At 70.4% G+C, this 20,778-nt stretch carries 18 protein-coding genes; 2 read left to right on the plus strand and 16 right to left on the minus strand.

Features of this window, described 5'->3' with window-relative positions; all coding sequences use genetic code 11:
- Positions 1 to 87 precede the first annotated feature (87 nt).
- From ACLJQZ_RS08340 to ACLJQZ_RS08390, 11 genes are all read right to left on the minus strand, one after another.
- A complete protein-coding gene (locus ACLJQZ_RS08340; RefSeq protein WP_410619463.1) occupies positions 88 to 873 on the minus strand; it encodes an ESX secretion-associated protein EspG in 786 nt (261 codons plus the stop codon).
- Between the two features lie 88 nt (positions 874 to 961).
- Positions 962 to 2,371 (minus strand): hypothetical protein, encoded by a 1,410-nt coding sequence (locus ACLJQZ_RS08345; protein WP_410619464.1) that lies wholly within the window; start codon positions 2,369 to 2,371, stop codon positions 962 to 964.
- A 1-nt stretch (position 2,372) separates the two neighbouring features.
- Positions 2,373 to 2,975, minus strand: a complete 603-nt coding sequence (locus ACLJQZ_RS08350; protein ID WP_410619465.1) for a DUF3558 domain-containing protein — start codon at positions 2,973 to 2,975, stop codon at positions 2,373 to 2,375.
- Positions 2,972 to 3,325, minus strand: a complete 354-nt coding sequence (locus tag ACLJQZ_RS08355) for a hypothetical protein (RefSeq protein ID WP_410619466.1) — start codon at positions 3,323 to 3,325, stop codon at positions 2,972 to 2,974. Before ACLJQZ_RS08355 ends, ACLJQZ_RS08350 begins: the two co-directional genes overlap by 4 nt.
- 127 nt (positions 3,326 to 3,452) lie before the next feature.
- On the minus strand, positions 3,453 to 3,908 hold the full coding sequence (gene rplI / locus ACLJQZ_RS08360; protein ID WP_247059561.1) for a 50S ribosomal protein L9: 456 nt from the start codon (positions 3,906 to 3,908) through the stop codon (positions 3,453 to 3,455).
- A 12-nt stretch (positions 3,909 to 3,920) separates the two neighbouring features.
- Positions 3,921 to 4,169, minus strand: coding sequence for a 30S ribosomal protein S18 (gene rpsR / locus ACLJQZ_RS08365; protein WP_003098744.1), 249 nt, complete (start codon positions 4,167 to 4,169; stop codon positions 3,921 to 3,923).
- 41 nt (positions 4,170 to 4,210) lie between these two features.
- A complete protein-coding gene (locus ACLJQZ_RS08370) occupies positions 4,211 to 4,735 on the minus strand; it encodes a single-stranded DNA-binding protein (protein ID WP_410619467.1) in 525 nt (174 codons plus the stop codon).
- A 17-nt stretch (positions 4,736 to 4,752) separates the two neighbouring features.
- Positions 4,753 to 5,088: a 30S ribosomal protein S6 gene (rpsF, locus tag ACLJQZ_RS08375; RefSeq protein ID WP_247059559.1), complete on the minus strand. Its 336-nt coding sequence runs from the start codon at positions 5,086 to 5,088 to the stop codon at positions 4,753 to 4,755.
- A gap of 113 nt (positions 5,089 to 5,201) precedes the next feature.
- Complete coding sequence (locus ACLJQZ_RS08380) at positions 5,202 to 6,122, minus strand: hypothetical protein (protein ID WP_410619468.1); 921 nt, start codon at positions 6,120 to 6,122, stop codon at positions 5,202 to 5,204.
- Between the two features lie 100 nt (positions 6,123 to 6,222).
- On the minus strand, positions 6,223 to 7,128 hold the full coding sequence (locus ACLJQZ_RS08385) for a hypothetical protein (RefSeq protein ID WP_410619469.1): 906 nt from the start codon (positions 7,126 to 7,128) through the stop codon (positions 6,223 to 6,225).
- A gap of 123 nt (positions 7,129 to 7,251) precedes the next feature.
- Complete coding sequence (locus ACLJQZ_RS08390) at positions 7,252 to 8,070, minus strand: hypothetical protein (RefSeq protein ID WP_410619470.1); 819 nt, start codon at positions 8,068 to 8,070, stop codon at positions 7,252 to 7,254.
- Between the two features lie 114 nt (positions 8,071 to 8,184).
- Here ACLJQZ_RS08390 and ACLJQZ_RS08395 point away from each other — a divergent pair, with 114 nt between their 5' ends.
- Positions 8,185 to 8,958: a deoxyribonuclease IV gene (locus tag ACLJQZ_RS08395; RefSeq protein ID WP_410619471.1), complete on the plus strand. Its 774-nt coding sequence runs from the start codon at positions 8,185 to 8,187 to the stop codon at positions 8,956 to 8,958.
- On the opposite strand, the gene ACLJQZ_RS08400 is transcribed toward ACLJQZ_RS08395, so the two are convergent.
- The gene (locus tag ACLJQZ_RS08400) at positions 8,955 to 10,505 is read right to left on the minus strand and encodes a glycosyltransferase family 87 protein (RefSeq protein WP_410619472.1); all 1,551 of its coding nucleotides are present in this window, start codon (positions 10,503 to 10,505) and stop codon (positions 8,955 to 8,957) included. The genes ACLJQZ_RS08395 and ACLJQZ_RS08400 overlap by 4 nt on opposite strands.
- A gap of 48 nt (positions 10,506 to 10,553) precedes the next feature.
- Complete coding sequence (locus tag ACLJQZ_RS08405; RefSeq protein ID WP_410619473.1) at positions 10,554 to 11,612, minus strand: ROK family transcriptional regulator; 1,059 nt, start codon at positions 11,610 to 11,612, stop codon at positions 10,554 to 10,556.
- A gap of 56 nt (positions 11,613 to 11,668) precedes the next feature.
- Between ACLJQZ_RS08405 and ACLJQZ_RS08410 the strand changes: the two genes are divergently transcribed.
- Positions 11,669 to 12,715 (plus strand): Gfo/Idh/MocA family oxidoreductase, encoded by a 1,047-nt coding sequence (locus ACLJQZ_RS08410; protein WP_410619474.1) that lies wholly within the window; start codon positions 11,669 to 11,671, stop codon positions 12,713 to 12,715.
- Between the two features lie 67 nt (positions 12,716 to 12,782).
- On the opposite strand, the gene ACLJQZ_RS08415 is transcribed toward ACLJQZ_RS08410, so the two are convergent.
- From ACLJQZ_RS08415 to ACLJQZ_RS08425, 3 genes are all read right to left on the minus strand, one after another.
- The gene (locus ACLJQZ_RS08415; RefSeq protein WP_410619475.1) at positions 12,783 to 15,242 is read right to left on the minus strand and encodes a transglycosylase domain-containing protein; all 2,460 of its coding nucleotides are present in this window, start codon (positions 15,240 to 15,242) and stop codon (positions 12,783 to 12,785) included.
- Positions 15,243 to 15,320: 78 nt separating this feature from the next.
- Positions 15,321 to 17,585, minus strand: coding sequence for a transglycosylase domain-containing protein (locus ACLJQZ_RS08420; RefSeq protein ID WP_410619564.1), 2,265 nt, complete (start codon positions 17,583 to 17,585; stop codon positions 15,321 to 15,323).
- A gap of 408 nt (positions 17,586 to 17,993) precedes the next feature.
- Positions 17,994 to 20,738: a transglycosylase domain-containing protein gene (locus tag ACLJQZ_RS08425; RefSeq protein WP_410619476.1), complete on the minus strand. Its 2,745-nt coding sequence runs from the start codon at positions 20,736 to 20,738 to the stop codon at positions 17,994 to 17,996.
- Between the last annotated feature and the right edge of the window lie 40 nt (positions 20,739 to 20,778).

A 20,778-nucleotide genomic window follows, 5' to 3' on the forward strand; every position in this document is an offset into this window, starting at 1 on the left:
CCAGCTCAGGCCCATTGACCCCCACAGCCTGTGGATGAAAACTACGGACGGTAGAGGCGTAACCCGGTGGGCTGAACGGCCGTCGCATCACGCCGCGGTGAGCCGGCCCTGTGCGCTGCGTAACCGATCGGCGAGAACGCGCTGGTCGGCCGGGGTGAAGGCGATCCGGCTCTCCCCACGCCCCGGAATCTCCTCGGTCAGCCAGCGGCCTTCCGAGGTATCGATGTAGTTCACCGGCCGTTCGACGCGGTGCCACGATCCGGTACGGCTGCGGGCCGCGACGTACAGGCTGCCGCTGCCCATTCGGCGTAGCGCGAGGATCCGCCGGAGCTCTTCGGCCTCCTGCGAGCCGTCGGCCGGCCGGTCGTTGCGCATCAGCGCGAAGCCGTCGTCGTCGCGGCGGCCGCCTTCGAGCTGGCTCTTCGGCACCGCGATCGGCGTGCCGCGGCCCGGCGCGAGCTTCGGGATCTGGCCGAGGAAGTCGTCCAGCACCTCACCGGGGCGGGTCGACTCCAGCACGACGACGTCCAGCTGCTCGTGCTTGGCCAGCACGAACGCCTCGCCGCCGGCGCTCCCGGCCAGCAGCCGGTAGCTGACCGCCTTGCCCTGGAAACCGCCGTCCACCCAGCCGTAGTACTCCAGCTGCGGCCGCGCGACGGCTTCGATCGTCGCGACGAACCCCGGGTGCATGCCGCGCGGGCCGAACAGGCCCGCCTTGGTGAGCTCGGCGTTGACGCGCTCGTCTTCGGCGCGCTGGGCCTCGTCGCTGTACCAGGTCGGCGTCTCGGCCAGCACCGTGTGCGGCTCCCCGCCACGGCGCCGGATCAGGTTGATCACGGTGCCGGTCGAAAGGGTGACCTGCCTGTCCAGCACCGCTCTTCCCCCTAGTGAAGATCAGCTTTGATGAACCCGGAAAGCCGGGCGCGCCCATCTTGGCACGCGCCCGGTGGCCCCGCGTGCGTTACTCGCCGATGACCGGCGGCGCGGTCAGTTCGTCGGTGCCGAAGATGTCGTTCGGGTCGTCGCCGAGCAGGTACTTCGACGTGCGTTCCTCGTCGCCGCCGCCCTGGCCCTTCGCGCCGTGGCCCATGCCGCCCATGCCACCCATCCCGGTGGAGCCGCCGCGCCCGGCCGCCGCGCCGCCCGCGCCCATCGCGCCGCCGGCTCCGGCACCCATGCCGCCGCGGCCGGCGCCGGACGCGCCCGCACCGCCCGGCATCGCCGCGCCGGTCGAGCCTCCGGGCCCGAAGCCGCCGCTGCCACCCGGCCCGAAGCCCGCCGTCGGGTCGCCGATCCCACCAACTCCACCGACCCCGCTGGAGCCGCCCGGCCCGAAACCGCCGGCACCGCCGCCGCCCGAGAAGCTCGGGCTGCTCCCCGGGCCGAAGCTCGGCACTCCCGGGACGTCCGAAGGCGAGAAGCCCGACGAGTGCGTGCCGTCGCTGTTGAAGTTCGGCGGGGTGTAGTTCCCCGTCGGGATCTTGGACGGGTCGTAGTTCCCGCCGGGGACCTGTGACGGGTCGAAGCCCGGCACCTTGGACGGGTCGTAGCTCCCGCCCGGCACCTTCGACGGGTCGAAGCTGCCGCCGGGGACGTTCGGGCTGCCGAAGGACGGGACGCTGCCCGCCCCCGGCATGGTCACGCCGCCGGGACCTCCGCCAGGCCCGCCGCCGGGACCCCCACCGGGGCCGCCGCCCGGACCGCCGCCGGGTCCGGTCCCGTCGCCGTTGCCGTTCTTGTCGTCCTTCTTCTTGCCGTTCTTGCCCTGGTCGACGTCGACGTTCTCCTGCTGGCCCTGCAGCGCGGAGTACGTCGGCATCTTCTGGCCGTTGTCGTTGCTCACCTTGTAGTAGGTGTTGAAAGCGTCGACGTTGGCCTGGCCCTTGGTGTTGTAGTCGCGGATCGCCCGGTCGGTGTCGGTCGTCCACGGCGTCACCGCGTTGAGCAGGTTGTTCTTCGGCGGGTCCTTCGGGACCTCCTGCACCTGGGCGTGCACCGTGGTGAAGGCGTTGTTCTGCTCGCCGAGGTACTTGTCGGAGTCGGTCAGCTTGGTGCCCGAGTCCTCCATCCAGGTCCGCAGCGGGTGCGCGCCCGCGTTCTGCGCCGCCTCGGAACCGCCGCCGGTCCAGGCCGCGTCCATGTCCTTGGCCAGGCCGTCGATCGTGGTGAGCCGGTCCTGGTAGGCGCCCTTCAGCCGGCTCGCCGCCGCCTGCCCGTTCGAGATCGAGCCCGTGCCGGGGCCGGTGGTGATCTGGTTCCAGATGTCGTAGCAGTCGATCTTGCGATCACCCTGCACCGAGTTGTGGTCGTCCGAGTGCGTGGTCGCCATGTTGTACGCGGCGAACCCGCCGAGCAGGACCAGTTCGAGCATCTCAGCCCCCCATCAAGGTCTGGATCATCGACTCGCCGAACTTCTGCACCACCGCGCAGGGGTCCGTCGCGCCGGCGCCGTTGTCGTACTGCACCAGGATGTTGACCGCCAGCTCGTCGGTCACCCCGATGAAGACGCCGCACTTGCCGTCCTTGCGGTCGTCCACCGCGGCGGCGTAGACGGCGGGGTACCCGTAGGCCTGCGTCTCTTCGAAGTAGGCGTCGTTCGCCTTGGTGTCGTAGACGTCCTGCAGGCCGTTCTTGTTCGCCGTCACCGTGGTCACGTCGATCTGGTTGCCCGGATCGGCGGCCTCCTGGAAGGTGCAGCTCGGGCCGTTCGCCGTGGTCCGCGGGGTGCCGTCGCCGAGGGCGAGCTTGGCCCGGCCGGTCGCGTCGATCGTCGCGCAGGCGTCCGACGTGATGTTCGCGGTGTTCAGCGGGCTCGGCACCCGCGGCGCGGAGTCGGCGGCGGACCGCGACGTCTCGCTACCGCCGGATTCGGCGGTCGGCGCCGGGTTGGCGGTGCCCCCGGTCTTGCTGGAGCAGCCGGCGACCGCAAGCACGGCGAAGGCCAGGGCCGGGACGGCGAGCAGTCGGCGGTTCACGTGGCCTGGTTCCCCGTCTTCGAGAGGTCGGCCTGCGTGTCCGACTCCTTGGTGGTGATCTTCTGCTTCGCGGCGGTCAGCGCCTCGATGTAGTTCTTGACGTATTCCTGCATCTTCTTGTTCTGCTCGAGGAACGCCTTGCCGGACGGGTTCGCGAGCTTCTCCCAGTCGCCGCTGGCGAACTCCTTGCCGGGCGCCTTGACGTTCGCCATCAGGTTGGCGTCGTCGTAGTCGCGCTTCAGGTCGGCCTGGAGGTCCTGCCACTGCTTGATGACGCCGTCGATCTTGTCGGCGTCGAACGTGAACCCGCCGCCGCCGGCCGGCGCGGACATGTTGACCTCGTTACCCATCCGGATCCATCCCCTTCGCGTCCCCGCCCATTCTCCTACGACGTGGCCGTGGTGTCCGGGGTTCCCCCGAAACGCGTGAAGGCGGGCCGCCCACCAGGGGCGACCCGCCTTCAGCACGTGCTACGGGCTACTTGGCCTTGACCTCGAGCCGGACCTCGACCTTGACGTCGGGGTGCAGCCGGGCGCCGACCGAGTGCTTGCCGACCGTCTTGATGTGGTCGCGCAGCTCGATGACGCGCTTGTCGAGCAGCGGGCCACCGGCCGCCTTGATCGCGTCCACGATCTCGGCCGAGGTGATCGAGCCGAAGAGCTTCTTCGAGCCCTCGGCCGACTTGCCGGTGAGCTGGATGGCGCCGAGGCCCTCCAGCGTCGCCTTGATCTCCTTGGCGTGGTCGAGGTCGCGGATGCGACGGCTCTCCTGCGCGCGCTGGATCGTGCGGACGTTCTTCTCCGCGCCCTTGGTGGCCGCGATCGCGTAACCCCGCGGGAGCAGGTAGTTGCGCGCGTAACCGTCCTTGACCTCGACGATGTCGCCGGGGCCGCCGAGGTTGGCCACGTCGGTGGTGAGGATGATCTTCGCCATCTCCGGGCCTCCTTAGCGCGCGGTCGAGGTGTAGGGCAGCAGCGCCATTTCGCGGGAGTTCTTGACCGCGATGGCGATGTCACGCTGGTGCTGGCTGCAGTTGCCGGTGACGCGACGGGCACGGATCTTGCCGCGGTCGGAGATGTACTTCCGCAGCAGGTTGGTGTCCTTGTAGTCGATCAGTTCCGGACGGCCCTTTTTCTCGGCCTTGCAGAACACGCAGACCTTCTTCTTGGGCTTGCGAATGGGTGGCTTGGCCACTGGTTACTCCTGGAATTCAACTCTTGTGGATGTGTACGAGATCAGAAGGGAGGCTCGTCGGAGAAGCCGCCGCCACCGCCACCGCTGCTCGCGGCCGGGGCGGAGCCCCACGGGTCGTCGGCCGGCATTCCGCCGCCACCGCCGCCACCGCGGTTTCCGCCGCCGCCGCCACCGCCGAAGTCACCACCGCCGCCGCCACCGCGGCTGACCTTGTTGACCTTGGCCGTGGCGTACTTCAGCGAAGGGCCGATCTCGTCGACCTCGAGCTCGACGACGGTGCGCTTCTCGCCTTCCTTCGTCTCGAACGACCGCTGCTTGAGCCGGCCCTGGACGACGACGCGAGCGCCGCGCGTCAGCGACTCGGCGACGTTCTCCGCCGCCTGCCGCCAGATGTTGCAGCGCAGGAACAGCGCCTCGCCGTCCTTCCACTCGCCCGACTGCTTGTCGAGCGTGCGGGGCGTGGACGCGACGGTGAAGTTCGCGACCGCCGCACCGGACGGGGTGAAACGCAGTTCCGGGTCGGACGTCAGGTTGCCGATCACCGTGATGACGGTGTCTCCAGCCATCGGGAATACCCTTCGGCTCAGGCCTTGGCGGCGACGACGGGCGGCTTGGCCGCGGCGGCGCGCTTGATCTCGCGACGCATGACCTTGGTGCGGAGCACGGTCTCCTGAAGCGACAGCTGGCGGTCCAGCTCCTTCACCGCGTCCGAGGACGAGTTCAGGTCCAGCAGGGCGTAGATGCCCTCGGCGTGCTTCTTGATCTCGTACGAAAGCCGGCGCCGGCCCCAGACGTCGACCTTCTCGACGCTTCCGCCCGAAGTGCGGATCACGTTGAGAAAGGTGTCCAGCGTCGGAGCGACAGTGCGCTCGTCGAGCGTGGGGTCCAGGATGACCATTACCTCGTAATGGCGTGACACAACCACTCACCTCCTATGGGCTCGCGGCCACGGACTGTCCGTAGCAGGAGGGTTTGTCCAGGTAAGGCTACCTGGGGGTGCCGATCGGGCCGGACGGCGGGGTCGGCTGGGGCTCAGGCGGCCCGGCGCAGGACCCAGGTCCGCACGAGCGCCGCGGTGACGCCGGCGAGCACGATCACCGCGAGCAGCATCGGCAGCTGGACGTCGTCCGGGCCGACGGGCGAGGACAGCGACTGCGCGTTGCCGGCGTCGCGGACGTCGGCGCCCTGGCCGGCCTGGTCGCCGGTGCCGACCTGCGGCGCGGAGGCGTCACCGGGCAGCGTGCCGTTGGCCGGGTAGCGCACCCCCGGCGCGACGGCGGTGCCCGGGGTCGCGGTGGGGAGGCCGCTGTAGTCGCGCATCGGCGCGGTGCCGCCACTGCCGCCCGCGGTGCCCGGGTTCAGGTTCGAGAGGTTGCCGGTCGAGCCGCCGGGGTTGGTCGCGGTCCCGCCGCCCTGCTGCGCACCGGTCCCGCCGGCGCCGGGCTGGCCCGGGGCGACGTAGTTGGTGGCGATGGTGGTCAGGCCGCAGCTCTTGGCGACGCTCGCCGAGACCGCACTGAGCACCTCGTTCTTGGTGCCGTCGAGCACGCCGAGACCGTTGGAGCCCTTGAGCGCGGTGGCGACCGCGCTGCCGACCGCGGAACCCGCGATCGTGCCGCCCGCGGCGTTCGGCACCTGGCCGACGGCCAGTGCGCCCTTGCCCGCGATGGTGTCGGCGATCGTGTTCGGCCACACCGAGAGGGCGGTCCAGAGGTGGGAGTTCACATAGTCCTGCGCGCCCTTGCGGACGATCTCCTTCACGGAGGTGCCCTGCACGGCGACCGTGTCGCCCATGCTGCCGTTCACCGAGCCCGTGCAGGTGCCGGCCAGCGTCGTCGCGGCCGAGGCGGTGCCCGCGGAAAGGAAGGCACCCCCGGTGACGAAGGTGGCGATGGCGGTGACGGTCAGTGCGCGGCGGGTCGTCTGCCAGGTGGGGATCTTCCGCACGAGCACTGACCTCCGGAGGTCTATCGGGGCGTCGTCCTGGGCAACAGCAACACCAGGTGTACCAGGATCAACGACGGGGGTACGTGAAAGATACTCGGCAGTCGGCTCAATTAGCAGCGGCCATCCGGCGGAGCACCCAGGTGCGGACCAGGCCCGCGCTGACTCCGGAGAGTGCCAGAACGGCGATCAGCAGGGGCAAATTCGACCCGTTCGTGAAGCCGTCCTGTGCGGACGGTAGCGCTTCGGCCCGTCCCGCGGTCTGGATTCCGGAGTTGCCGGCGGCCGCGTCGTTCGGGCCGGTGAGGCCGTACTGCGGGGCGTAACCCGGGATCTGGCTGCCGTACCGGATCGCCGGCGACGGCGTGAACAACCCGGCCGTCGCGAACGGGATGCCGCCGTAGTCGCGCATCGGCGCGTAGCCGGTGCCGACGGAGAACGGGAAGCCGCCGAACACCGGGCTCGTCGCGAAGCCGGGCAGGAGCGGGCTGTTGGCGTCCGGGATCGGGGTGGTGCCCTGCGGGGTCCCACCCTGCGGCGCGCCCCCGGTCCCACCCTGTGCGGGCGGTTGCTGCGGGTTGCCACCGGTGCCGGGCGCCGGGGACTGCTGCTTGCCGCCGCCGCCGTTGATCGTGTTGAGACCGCCGGTCGCGGCGGAGTTGAGGTCGTTGGCGCCCTGGTTGACCGCGCTCGCCAGCGGCGCGCCGACCACCGGGACCGGCGACACCACGGTGTTCACGACGTTGACGGTGACCTTGCAGAGCGTGTTGAGCAGGCCGCCGACGGTGGCGGTGAGCACGGTGGTCGCCTGGCCGACGATGCCCAGGTCGATCGGCGCCAAGCCGAGCAGGGTGCCGGTGATCTTGTCGCCGGGTTTCGCGGTCACGGTGCTGCCGCAGGGCACGGTCTTCGTTTCCGCGGCCGAGGCGGTGCCCGGCACGCCCAGCACAGCCGAACCCGCGAGGACGAACGCCGTCGCACCGACCGCCGTTGCTCTGCGTGCCCGGTTCTCCATGCTCGCCGCCCCTTGCCTCGTGCCCTCTGCCCAGGACTAACGACGTTAAGGCAGACGAGTAACGCCCGCTCGCTCAGGAATGTCCGGCATTCGAGTGGAAGCGGGCGTCACGGTGGGTGAATCTCACGCGGGGCGGCGGCGGATCCAGGCCCGGACGAGGGCCGCCGCGACGATCGCGAGGGCCAGCACCGCGAGCAGCATCGGCAGTTTCGCCGGCGGCGTGACACCGGGCAGCGCCTCCGCGGAGCCGGACTTCTGCTCGTCGACCGTCGGGACCTGCTCGCCCGGGATGATCTGGGCGATCACCGGCACCTGCACCAGGCTGCCGGGCAATAGCGCGGCGTTGGTGAAGACGCCCGAGATCGCGTCACCCGGCAGGCTCGCGCCACCGGCACCGGTGAGCACCGGGCCGAGGCTGTCGCCGGGCAGGGTCTGACCGGGAGGTGTCTGCCCGGGCGGCGGCGTCGGCGGGCCCGGCTGCTGGGGCGGTGGGGGCGGCGGCGTCCCGGGCGGCACGGGCAGCTGCGGCGCGCCGGCGTCTCGCAGGATGCTCTGTGTCGTGTTTCCGACCGCGTTGACCGTGCCCTGCGCGACGGGGCAGACGGCCTTCGCGGCGACGTCGCCGACCACCGGCACGTCACCGAGGCCCAGCGCCCGCACGGTGTCGCCGAGCGGGAGGGTCAGCAGGGGCGCCGAGCTGTTGGTGTTCTTCGCGCTCGAGTCGAGGCCGACGGTCAGCCGGTCCGGCGAGTTGAGCGGGGCGCCCGCGTCCAGCAGCAGGCCGTTCGGCCCGCTGCGGGCCTGGCCGTTCTGGAGGGTGGCCGCGCAGTCGCCGCCGAGGGTCGGACTGGGATCGGCGCTCGCCACGCCCGGTGCCGCGAAGGCGGCGGAAGCGGCGAGCGTGAACCCCAGTGCGGTGATCCGGGCGACGTGCTTCCCCATCGATGCCCTCCGGCAGTCGGACCAATCTGGATCACGGAACGCGCTCACGGTACTCCACGAGCGTCACCATCCGGGTCCGCAGGCCGAAGTTCATCCGGGAGTAGCGTGCTCGGCATGCTGATTGGCGCCCATGTCCGTGACGACGACCCGTTGACCGCGGTCGCCGACCGCAAAGCCGACGTCGTCCAGTTCTTCCTCTCCGACCCCCAGGGCTGGAAAGCCCCGAAGCCGCACCCCCACGGCGAGGCCATCCTGGCCGACCCGGTCGAGGTGTTCATCCACTCGCCCTACCTCATCAACGTGGCGTCGCTGAACAACAAGATCCGGATCCCGTCCCGCAAGAACGTCACGCAGCACGCGGACGGGGCCGCCGCGGTCGGCGCGAAGGGCCTGATCGTGCACGGCGGGCACGTCGGCGCCAACGACGACGTCGAGGCCGGGCTCGACAACTGGCGCAAGCTCTTCGAGCGCGAGCAGGAGAAGGGCGGCTTCAAGGTCCCGATCCTGATCGAGAACACCGCCGGCGGCGAGAACGCGATCACCCGCGACCTCGACGTCATCGCCCGGCTGTGGGACAAGGTCGGCGAGTTCGGCGCCGGGTTCTGCCTGGACACCTGCCACGCCTACGCCGCCGGCTGGGACCTCGCGACCGCCGTCGAGAAGGTCAAGGCCATCACCGGCCGGATCGACCTGGTGCACCTCAACAACTCCCGCGACGAGTTCGGCTCGACGCGGGACCGGCACGCGAACGTCGTCGAGGGCGAGGGCACGATCGACCCCGAGGCCCTGGTCGCGGTCGCCCGCGAGGCCGGTGCCCCGGTGATCGTCGAAACCCCGGCCGACGGTCAGGCCGCCGACATCGCGTACCTGAAAGACCAGCTCGGCTAGACGGCCACGGCCCGCCGGCGGCGCCGGGTGGCGTTCGGGATGATCACGTCCCGGGCGCCGTCGAGGAAGCCGCCGGCCGGGTCGTCGTCGCCGGCGATCCGGACCAGGTCGGTCGCCGGGCGGTAGATCTCGCGGATCACCAGCACGCACAGGCCGACGACGGCCAGGTCGCGGAGCACGACCGCGCCCAGGAAGAAGCCTTCGGGCAGGCCCTTGTGGTCGACGCCGAGGTAGTAGAACATCCGCGGCACCCACACCAGCGCGTCGATCAGCATCCAGCCGAGCAGCAGCCGCCAGCGTGGGATGGCCAGCACGGCCAGCGGCACCAGCCACAGCGAGTACTGCGGGCTCCACACCTTGTTGGTCAGCAGGAACGCGGCAACGACGAGGAACGCCAGCTGCCCCAGCCGCGGCCGTCGCGGCGCCGCCAGCGCCACGTACGCGATGCCCGCGCAGCAGGCCAGGAACAGCACGGCGATCGTCCAGTTGAGGTAGGTCGGCGGCTGGTTCTTCTGCAGCACGCCGTCGAACCCGGCCCAGCCGGTCGTGTACGAGAAGACGTTGTAGAGCGAGTCCGGGTCCATCGGCCGCAGGGTGTTCAGCCGGAAGAACTCCCACCAGCCGCGGGTCGCGGTGAGGATGAACGGCGCGTTCACCGCCACCCACGTCACGACGGCGGCCGCGGCGGTGCGCCAGAACGGCGTCAGCTTCCCCGCGCGCAGGCAGAGCACGAACAGCACGCCGAGCAGCAGCAGCGGGTAGAGCTTCGCCGTCGCGCCCAGGCCGAGCAGGAGCCCGGCGAGCACCGGCCGTTTCCGGGACCAGGCGAGCAGGCCGGTGGCCGTGAACGCGGTCGCGACCGCGTCGAAGTTGGTGAACGCGTGCACCAGGACCAGCGGTGACGCCGCCACCAGCACCATGTCCCACGGCCGGCGTTTCATCGTCCGGCCGGTCGCCCACACGGTGACCAGCCAGGCCATCGACAGGAAGAACGCGGAGATGTTGAAGTAGATCGCCACGGGCAACGCGCCGGGCAGCCAGCCGGTCTCGGCGATGTTGAGCCAGCCCGCCGCCAGCTTCGCGTTCACCCACTGGAAGAGCCCGGTGAACACCGGGTACTCCATGTACCGGGTGTCGTTCTCCGCGGTCTGCGAGCTCTCCTTCCACGACGTGTAGTACGGGAAGGTGCTCGGCCGGTCGAGCCGCTCGGAGCTGTAGAGCGGCACGATGTCGGAGTAACACATCGCGACGAACGGGCGGCCCGCGCGCCAGTCGAGCTGGGTGGCGCCGCTGGAGTCCTGGTACTGCTGGATGCAGGATCCCTTGCCGAACCAGCAGAGCATCAGGGCCAGCGTCGCCAGCAGCAGGCCGACGCGCTGCGGGGACCAGAACCAGTGCCTGCCGACCGCGGCGTGCTCGCCCAGCGGCCCGCCGACGGGTCTGGTGACCGCCGCCGCGAGTGGGTCGTTCCAGCTCGGGACGACCCGATCCGCCCTGCTCAGCGTCACGGGGCCGGGGTCCGGCTCGCGCGTGGTCTCCTCTGGCACGACCGGGATGTTATCGGTGATCGCCCGACGGCGAGGGGAAGGCGACGATCATGCCGGATTCGCGTAGTACGAGGCCAGGACCTCGGCGGCCGCGCCACGCGTGACGATCTCCTCGCCGAAGGAGTCCTCGACGACCTCGATGCGCTGCCAGTGCGGCAGCGGCAGCAGCTCCTCGAGCCGTTCCGAAACGGCGTCACGGTAAGTGCCCGGTTCGTCCCGCACCGCGCGTCCGGCCAGCACGATCCGTTCCAGATCGAGCACCTGGACGAGGTCGGCGAGGCCGATCCCGAGGAAGCCGGCGGCGGTCCGCGTGTCGGGGGCCTGCTTGGCCATGATCTCGACGCAGCCGCGCCGCCCGCAGGCGCAGCGGGGGCCGTCGTAGGCGATCGTGGTGTGCCCGAACTCACCCGCGTTGGTCCGCGGCCCGCGGTAGAGGTGCCCGTCGATCAGCAGGCCGACGCCGATGCCGGTACCGACGAGCACGACGGCCGTCGCCGTCGGCTCGCCGTGCGGCCACAGCTGGGCGAACGCGGCGGCGTTGGTGTCCTTGTCCAGCACCACCGGCAGCCCGGTGCGCTTCTCGAGCAGGTCGCGCAGCGGGACGTCGTGCCAGCCGGGCATGCTCGTCGCGTCGCGGACCAGGCCGGCGAGGTGGTCCAGCGGGCCGACCGCGCCCAGGCCGAGGCCGAGCACTCCGAAGCCGTCCGCCAGTTCGAGCGCGGTGGTACCGATGGCTTCGACGGCCTGCTCGGGGGTGAACCCGACCGGGAGCGGGCCGCCCGCCGTCTCCTCGACCTCGCCGATGAGGTTGGTCCGCAGCACGCGGTACTCGTCGCGGTCGAGGCGCGCGCCGAGCGCGTGGCGGGCGCCGGAGCGGACGGTCAGCTGCGTGCGGGGCTTGCCGACGCCCGCGGACGGCTGCCGCTCTTCGTCCAGGAGGCCGGCGTCGAGCAGTTCGGGCACGATCTTGGACACGGCCTGCTGGGTGAGGCCGGTGCGTTCGGCGAGCTCGACCCGGCTCAGGCCACCGGCCCGCAGGATGTGCGTGAGCAGGAGGGCGCGGTTGTGCTCGCGCACGTTGCGCAGGTTCCGCCCGATGGCCGCCATGGACCGGATCTTCGCACGCCTGGTCAATTTCGCAACACTGTTGTTTAATGGGCGCCATGGTTGACGACTTGCGGGTGGGCATCCTCGGCTACGGCATCGGGGGACGCGTCTTCCACGCACCGCTGGTGGCGGCGACGCCCGGGCTGACCCCGGCGGTGATCACGACCTCGGGCAACGCCGTCCAGGCGCGCACCGACAACCCCGGCGCGGAGATCGTCCCGGACGCCGACGCGCTGTTCGAGCGCGCGGGCGAGCTCGACCTGATCGTGGTGAGCACGCCGAACCGCACGCACGTCCCGCTCGCGCTGCGGGCCATCGCGGCCGGCGTGCCGGTGGTCGTCGACAAGCCGTTCGCGCCGACCGCGGCCGAGGCCGAGCAGGTCGTCGCCGCGGCGAAGGCGGCGGGCGTCGGGCTCACCGTCTTCCAGAACCGCCGCCTCGACTCCGACTTCCTCACCGTGCGGCAGGTCCTCGACTCCGGCCGCCTCGGCGAGGTGTTCCGCTTCGAGTCCCGCTACGACCGATGGGTGCCCAAGCCGAAGGACAACTGGCGCGAGTTCGGCGACCCGGCCGAGGCCGGCGGGCTGCTCTACGACCTCGGTGCGCACATCGTCGACCAGGCGCTGCAGCTGTTCGGCCCGGTCACCCGGGTCTACGCGGAGGTCGACCGCCGCCGGGCAGGCGTCCAGGTCGACGACGACGTCTTCGTCGCGCTGCACCACGCCAACGGCGTCCGCTCGCAGCTGTGGGCGTCGGCGCTCGCGGGCACCCAGAACCCGCGGTTCCGCGTGCTCGGCGACCAGGCGACGTTCACCAAGTACGGCCTCGACGTCCAGGAACCCCAGATCAAGACCGGGATGCGCCCCGGTGACGACGGCTGGGGCGTGGAACCGGCGGCGGACGCGGGCAAGATCGGCGTCGGCAACGACGTCAAGACCGTGCCCACCGAAACCGGCCGCTACGAGCAGTTCTACGCCCAGGTGCGCGACGCGCTGCGCGGCGAAGGCGAGTTCCCGGTCGACCCGGAGTCGTCGGTCGCGGCCCTGCGCGTGATCGAGGCGGCGCACCGCTCCGGCGTCGAAGGGATCGTCGTCGAGCTCTGACCCGCAGACCGGCCGTGACCTCGGTGTCCCCCAGCTCCGAGGTCACGGCCTTCTCTTCGGCCGCGGGTCAGCCGCCGGGTTTCGGGTTGCCGCTCTGGCCGGAGTCGTTGCCCCCGTTGCCGGTCCCGTTGTTCCCGGTGCCGTTGTTCCCCGTGGTGTTGCCGTTGTTGTTACCGCCGTTGCGGTTGCGCTGGCGGTCCTGCAGCTCCTGAAGCCGTTGCTGGAACTGGCGGAGCTGGTCCAGCTGCTGCTGCCGGTCACCGGGCTGGGCCTGGTTCCGCTGGTCGCGCGGCTGCTGCTGCTGCTGTTGTTGCTGCTGCGGGGGTACCTGGACCTGCACCTGCTGCTGGTCCACCGGCGAGCTGATCGCCGCCACGCGGTCGAAGCGCTCCCCCGGCTTGCCCTGCAGGTACAGCTGCATGAAGCGGTCCCAGATCGGGCCGGCCAGCGTCGACCCGAAGATCGGGGCACCACCCGGGCCGTGCAGCGCCTTGTCGCCGTCGCTGCCCACCCAGACCGCCGCCGAGACCGAGGGTGTGTAGCCGACCATCCACGTCTGGGCGTTCGCGTTGGCGGCCGACGCCGGTTCGTCGTTCTGCGGGGTGTGCTGCTGGGTGCCGGTCTTGCCCGCGCACTCGTGGCCGGCCGGGCAGGTCAGATGCGAGAACTGGATGACCGGCGCCAGCGCCGCTGTCACGTTGCCCGCGATCTGCGCGCTGCGGGCCGCGTCGTTGTCGGCGAACGCGTCCGTGGACCGATCCTTGGCCTCGTACGCCGTTTCGCCGTTCGCGTTGGTCACCTTCTGCACGAAGTGGCGCTCACGCTGGACACCGCCCGCCGCGAACGTCGCGTAGCCCGAGGCCATGTCCGCCGGCGTCACCTGCGTCGCGCCGCCACCGATCGAGATGTTGTTGTCGCCGGTGAACAACGCGCTGCGGCCGCCGTTGTCCTTCGTGCGGACGCCCGCTTCCTGCGCGGCTTCCGCCACCCCGGACGGCTTCGTCACGTTCAGCACCATGTCGTAGAACACCGTGTTCGTGGACCGCTGCATCGCTTCCGCGACGGTGCACTGGTCGGAACAGCTGCTGCTGTCGCCCGCGTTGCGGATCGGCAGGTCGACGCCCGGGAACGTGCGCGGTGAGGTGCCGTCGAACCGCGCGTCGAGGCCGCGGCCGAGCTTGAGGAACGCGGCCAGGTCGAACGGCTTCATCGACGACCCGGGGTTGTGCGCCTCGTCGGCCCAGTCGCGGCCGGCCTGGTCTTCGCCGTTCGGGCCCTTCACCACCGGATCGCCGCCGTAGTAGGCGAGCACGCCGCCGGTCTTCGGGTCGACGGCGACCAGCGCGTCGAGGATCTGGGTGTCGGTCTGCTCGGCCATCTGCTCGGTCACGGCCTGCTCGGCCGACTGCTGCGCCTGCGAGTCGATCGTGGTGAACACCTGGAAGCCGCCGCGGTAGTACTGCTGCTCGCTGATCCCCTGCGCCGCCAGCTCGGCCTTGACCTGCTTCTTGACGAACGGGTTCAGCGCGCCGGCCTGCTTGCTTTCCACCAGCGGGATCGGGGCCGGGAACTTCGCCGCGGCGCGCTGGGCCGGGGTCAGGTAACCGTTCTTGAGCATCCGGTCCAGCGCCGTCGTCCAGCGGGCCGTGGCGACGGCGGTGTTCTCCGAGCGGCCCGGCTGCTGGATCAGCCCGGCCAGCAACGCGGCCTGCGAGTAGTCGAGCTGGCCGACGTCCTGGCCGAAGTAGGCCTGCGCGGCGGCCTGGATGCCGTACGCGCCGCGGCCGAAGTAGATGATGTTGAGGTAGGCGGTGATGATGTCCGCCTTCTCGTAGGTCTGGTTCATCTTGAACGACTTCGCGAGCTCGGTCCACTTGCGCGTGAGCGTCGGATCGTCGTCGCCGGACGCGTTCTTGATGTACTGCTGGGAAATCGTCGAACCGCCGCCGGACCCGCCGGTGACCTGGTTGTACGCCGCCCGCAGGATGCCGCCGACGTCGAAGCCCGAGTTCGTCTCGAACGACGCGTCCTCGGTCGCGATCACGGCTTTCTTGACGACGTCCGGGATCTGGTTCGCCGCCAGGATCTGCCGGTTGCCGCCGGTGGGCACGTCCTTGCCCATCTCGGTGCCGTCGCGGTAGAGGTACGTCACGGCCTGGCCCTGCGCCTGCGCGACGGTCTCCGGTGACGGGACGTCGACGGCCAGGTAGGTGATCGCGAACGCGATCCCGGGGACGACGACGAACAGCCCCGCCGCCACGTACCCGATCCGCCGCCAGCGCCGTTTCCGCACGTCCTGCTCGGTGCTCGGCCGGGGCCGCCGCGGCGGCTGACCCGGGCGGGGCAGCAGGATCGGCACCGTCGGCGGGTCGTCCGGCTCGGTGCCGTTGTGGACGTGGTGGGTGATCAGCTCCGGTTCGCTGCCCTGCAGCCCGGCGCGGGGCAGCGGCCGGGCGGCCGGTCGCCGGGTACGGCGACGGGGATCGGGAGCGCGACCGCGCGAAGTGCGGGTTCGGTCGTTGGTCACGGGCCGGCCTCCACGGTGGGCTGCGGACGCAGTCCTCTCGGAGGGCACACGTACCGCGGCCCACCGTGGTTCAGGCCGTCAGTGGCCCGGGTCGTCTCCCGAGGTCGGCGTCTCCTTCGACGACGACGGTTTCGTGTGCTTCGGCGTAGTCTCCTGCGACGACGACTGGTCGCCGCTGTGGTCGTTGCCGTCGTTCCCGCCGTTGTCGCCCTGGTCGCCGCCCTGGTCGGGGTTCTCGCCCGTGGGCGTCGAGTCGGTCGTCGTCGCGACGTCCGACGACGGCGGCGGCGGGGCGACCTCGCCGCCGATGCGGTCCACCTTGTCGAACTTCTCGCCCGGCTTGCCCGCCAGGTAGAGCGACATGAACTTCTGCCACATCGGGCCGGCGATCGTCGAGCCGTAGATCGGCGAGTTGTTCTTGCCGTGCAGCGGCTTGTTGCCGTCGCCGCCGACCCAGGCCGCCACCGAGACGGACGGCGTGTAGCCGACCATCCACGTCTGCGAGTTCGCGTTCGCCGCCCACGACGGCTCACCCGCGGTCTTCGTGTGCTGCTGCGTCCCGGTCTTGCCGGCGCACTCGTGGCCGGCCGGGCACTTCAGGTGCGAGAAGTCGATGACCGGCTTCAGCGCTTCGGTGACGTTCCCGGCGATCTGGCGGGACTTGTCCGAGTCGCTGTCGAACGCGGGCTTGGCGTCGGTCGGCGCTTCGTACGCGACTTCGTTCTGCCCGTTGACGACCTTCGTCACGAAGTGCCGCGCCCGCTGCTCGCCGTTGGCCGCGAAGGTCGCGTACGCCGAGGCCATGTCGGCCGGCGTGATCTGGGTTTCGCCACCGCCGAGCGAGATGTTGTTGTCCTTGATCGAAATGATCGACTGGCCGCCGTCGTCCTTGGTCGTGACGCCGGCCTCCTGCGCGGCCTGCTTGACCGGGCCCTGCTTGGTGTCGTTGAGGACCATGTCGTAGAACACCGTGTTCGCCGAACGCATCATCGCCTCGGACACGGTGCACTGCTGCGAGCAGCTGCTGCCCGGGCCGGCGTTGCGGACGACGCGGCCGTCGAACGTCCGGTTGTTGGAACCGTCGAACGTCGCGTCGAGGCCCTTGCCCATCTTCAGGAACGCCGTGAGGTCGAACGCCTTCATCGACGAACCCGGGTTCTGCGGGGTGTCCGCCCAGTCGCGCCCGGCCTGGTCCTGCCCGTTGACCTGGACGATCGGCTTGCCGCCGTAGTAGGCGAGCACGCCGCCGGTCTTCGGGTCGACCGCGACCAGCGCGTTGAGCAGCTGGTCGTCGACCTGGCCCTTCATCGCGTCGGTGGCCGCCTGTTCCGCGGCCTGCTGCGCCTTCGGGTCGATCGTGGTGTGCACCTGGAAGCCGCCGGAGTAGTAGCGGTCCTCCGGGATGTCGTGCGCGGCGAGCTCGTCCTTCACCTGCTGCACGACGAACGCGGGCGGCGCGCCGGCCTGCTGCTTGCTGTCCTCCAGCGGGATCGGCGTCGGGAACTGCGCCGCCGCGCGGTCGGCCGCGCTGATGTAGTTGTTCTTCACCATCCGGTCCAGCGCCGTGTTCCAGCGGTCGTGCGCGACCTTGTCGTTCTCCGACCGGCCCGGCTGCTGGATCAGTCCGGCGAGCAGCGCCGCCTCCGAGAAGCTCAGGTCCTTCGCATCCTTGTGGAAGAAGGCCTGCGACGCCGCGCCCACCCCGTACGCCCCGCGCCCGAAGTAGATGATGTTCAGGTACGCGGTGATGATGTCCTTCTTCTCGTACGTCTGGTTCATCTTGAAGGACTTGGCCAGCTCGGTCCACTTGCGCGTCAACGTCGGGGCGTCGTTGTCGGTGGCCTTCTTGATGTACTGCTGGGAAATCGTCGAACCACCGCCGGTACCGCCGGTGGCGTTGTTGAACACCGCGCGCAGCAGGCCGCCGACGTCGAAGCCGGAGTTCGTCTCGAACGAGTCGTCCTCGGTCGCGATCGCCGCGTGCTTCATGATGTCGGGGATCTGGTCCGGGCCGAGCAGCACCCGGTTGCCGCCGCGCGGCACGTCCTTGCCCATCGGCGAGTTGTCGGCGTAGAAGTACGACACCGCTTGGCTCTGGTTCTGCGCGACCTCCGTCGGCGACGGGACGTCGACCAGGAAGTACGTGATGACGAACGCGATCGCCGGGAGCACGACGAACACCCCGACGACGCCGTAGCCGACGCGCCGGATGATCTTCCAGCGCCGCTTCTTGCGCTGTTCCGGGGTGAGGACCGGTTTGCCGTCGCCGTCCGGCTCGACGTCGTCGTAGGCGTCCGGCTCCTCGTACGCGTGGTGCGTCATCAGCTCGGGCCCGCCGCTCATCGGCGGCGGCTCGGGCCGGTAGCCGCGCGGCTGCTGCCACGGCTGTTGCGGCTGCGGCGGGGGTTGCTGCTGCGGCCGGCCCCCCGGCGGCGTCGGCGGGCGGCGCGGGCCCTGGCCGCGCGGTCCCTGTGGTCCGGACGGCCCCTGACGGCGCGGATCAGGACCCTGGCCGGGCCAGGAGCGGGATCGATCGTCGGGCACGGGGCAGTCCTCCAGTCGATGACATCCGGGACTTCGCCCCGGCCGGGGGCTCCGCCACCCGGAACCCCCGCAAAACAGCCAGTGGGCGGCAATGGTCGCCACCCCTGTTGGAAGGGACGCGCGTGAAGCGCCCGGGTTGCCGGATGATCACTCCGGAAACAGTTCAGGGCCCTCCGCGCGATCGCGGAGGGCCCTGAACGGAGTTGGCTAACCCGGGCCTGCGCCCGGTGGGGCAGCGATCCCGCCACCACCTCCGTTGCCGAACGTGTTGCCGATCCCGGGATCGGGGGTTCCCGGCGGGCCGGGTCGCGTCCGGCTCGTCTTCGTGGTCGACGTGTTCGTTTCGGTGCCCGTCGGCTCGGTGCTGGTGGTCGTCTCCGGGGTGCTCGGCGGCGGCGTCGTGGTGGTCGGCGTGTCCGGCGGCTTCGTCGGCGTGGTCGTCACGTCGTTGACGTCCTTGCCGATCGCCTGCACCTTGTCGAACTTCTCCGCCGGTTTGCCCTTGAGGTAGAGCTTCATGAAGTTTTCCCACGTCGGACCGGCGACGGTGGCACCGAAGATCGGCTTGTTCTTCGGGTCGTGCAGCGGCTTGTTGCCGTCACCGCCGACCCAGACCGCGGCCGACACGGACGGTGTGTAGCCCACCATCCACGTCTGCGCGTTGCGGTCCTTGTACGCGGCCGGGTCGCTGTCCTTCGCCGTGTACTGCTGCGTACCGGTCTTGCCGGCGCACTCGTGGCCGGTCGGGCACTTCAGGTTCGAGTGCGCGATGACCGGCTGCAGCGCCTCGGTGACGTTGCCCGCGATCTGCTGGCTCTTCGACGCGTCGTCGGCGAACGCCGGGTTGGTCTTGATGTTGTTCTCGTCGAACTCCACCTCGTCCTGCCCGTTCGTCAGCTTCCCGACGAAGTGCTGCTCGTGGTAGACACCGCCGCTGGCGAACGACGCGTACGCCGCCGCCATGTCCTCCGGCGTCACGGCCGTGCCACCACCACCGAGCGAGATGTTGTTGTCGTCGGTGTAGAGGACGCTCTTGCCGTCCGGCGCGACCTTGACCCCGGCTTCCTTCGCCGCTTCCGCGACCCGCGACGGCTTCGTCACGTTCAGGACCATGTCGTAGAACACGGTGTTCGCCGAGATCTCCATCGCCTTCGCGACGGTGCAGTCCTTGCCGCAGCTGGCGCTGTCACCCGCGTTCCGGACGACACGCCCGCCCAGCGACCGGTTGTTGGAGCCGTCGAACACCTCGCCGAGGCCCTTGCCCATCTTCAGGAACGCCGTGAGGTCGAACGCCTTCACCGACGAACCCGGGTTGCGTGCCTGATTGGCGCGGTCCTGGGCGATCTGGTCCTTGCCGCTGGCGTCCTTCACCAGCTCCGGGCCGCCGTAGTAGGCGATCACCCCGCCCGTTTTCGGGTTGACCGCGACCAGCGCGTTCAGCAGGTTCTCGTCCGTCTGGCCCTTCATGCCTTCCTGGGACGCCTGCTCCGCGGCCGCCTGGGCCGCCGGGTCGATCGTGGTGTAGATCTTGGCGCCGGTCGAGAACAGCTTGTTCTCGTCGTAACCCTTGGCCGCCAGCTCGTCCTTGATCCGCTGCTGGAGCTGGTAGGTCATCTTCCCCGAGTCCTGCTCCTTGTTGGAGTTCTTCGGGATCGGCGTCGGGTACTGGAAGCCGGCTCGCTCGTCCTGGCGCAGCCACTTGTTGGCGACCATCTGGTCCATCACGTACGCCCAGCGCTTCTGGGCGTACGCCTCGTTCTCCGAACGGCCGGGCCCCTGGATCAGGCCGGCCAGCAGCGATGCTTCGGAGGCGTTGAGGTCCTTGGCGTCCTTGTTGAAGTAGGCCTTGGCGGCCGCCTGGATGCCGTTCGCCCCGCGTCCGAAGTAGACGATGTTCAGGTAGGAAGTGATGATCTCTTCCTTGGACTGCTGGTTGTTCATCTTGAACGACTTCGCCAGCTCGGTCCACTTGCGGGTCAGCGTCTGCTGGTCGTTCTGCGTCGCTTGCTTGATGTACTGCTGGGAGATGGTCGAACCACCGCCTTGGCCGCCGGTCACCTGGTTGAAGACCGCGCGCAGGATGCCGGTGACGTCGAAGCCCGAGTTGGTCTCGAACGTCGCGTCCTCCGCCGAGTAGACGGCGTGCTTGACGACCTCGGGCACCTCGCCCGGCTTCAGCAGCTGGCGGTCGCCGCCCGGGGGCAGCTCGCGGCCCAGCTGCTGGCCGTTGGCGTCGAAGTAGGTGATCGGCTGGCTCTGCAGCGCCTTGATGCTCTCCGGCGTCGGCACGTCGACCAGGAAGTAGGTGATGACGAACGCGATCGCGGGCACCACGACGAACAACCCGAAGAAGACGTACGCGCACCGGCGGATGATCTTCCAGCGGCGCTTCTTCTTCTGCGCCGGCGTCAGGACCTTGTTGCCCTTTTCGTCGAGCTCTTCCTGAGGCTCGACGTCATCCGCGTACTCGTTGAAGGCGGCGTCTTCGTAGCCGTCGTCGTACGGGTCGCGGCCGATGTCGTCGGTGCCGTTGTGCGCGTGGTGGGTGATCAGGTCCGGCTCGCGCCCGGGCGGCGGCACCGGACGGCGGCCGCCCGGTGGCTGGCGGAAGCCCTGCGGCGGCGACCCGGGCGGACCCTGCTGCGGCCGCTGGCCGGGCGGCGGCGGGACCGGCCGGCGCGCCGGCATGCCCTGCTGCCGGGGTCGCTGCGGACGGCGCGCGGGTTCGTCGGCGGGCCACTGGGGACCGCCTTCGTCGCCGGCCGGCCACTCGGGCGCGGCGCCACGGCCGTCGGGGACACCGCGCGGCGGCGTGCCGCGCTGGGGTCGCCGGGGGGCCTCTTCGCCGGGCCAGGCCGGTCCGGGGTCTTCCCCCGGCCACGGGCCTGACTGGGCACGGCGAGGTGCATCTGGCTCCTGGCCGGGCCAGGAGCGGTTGCGATCGTCGTTCACGAATGGGCCTCCCAGACCGGCGCCCGGTAGTGCGCCGTTC

The sequence above is a fragment of the Amycolatopsis sp. cmx-8-4 genome (assembly GCF_046548675.1).
GTDB lineage: Bacteria > Actinomycetota > Actinomycetes > Mycobacteriales > Pseudonocardiaceae > Amycolatopsis.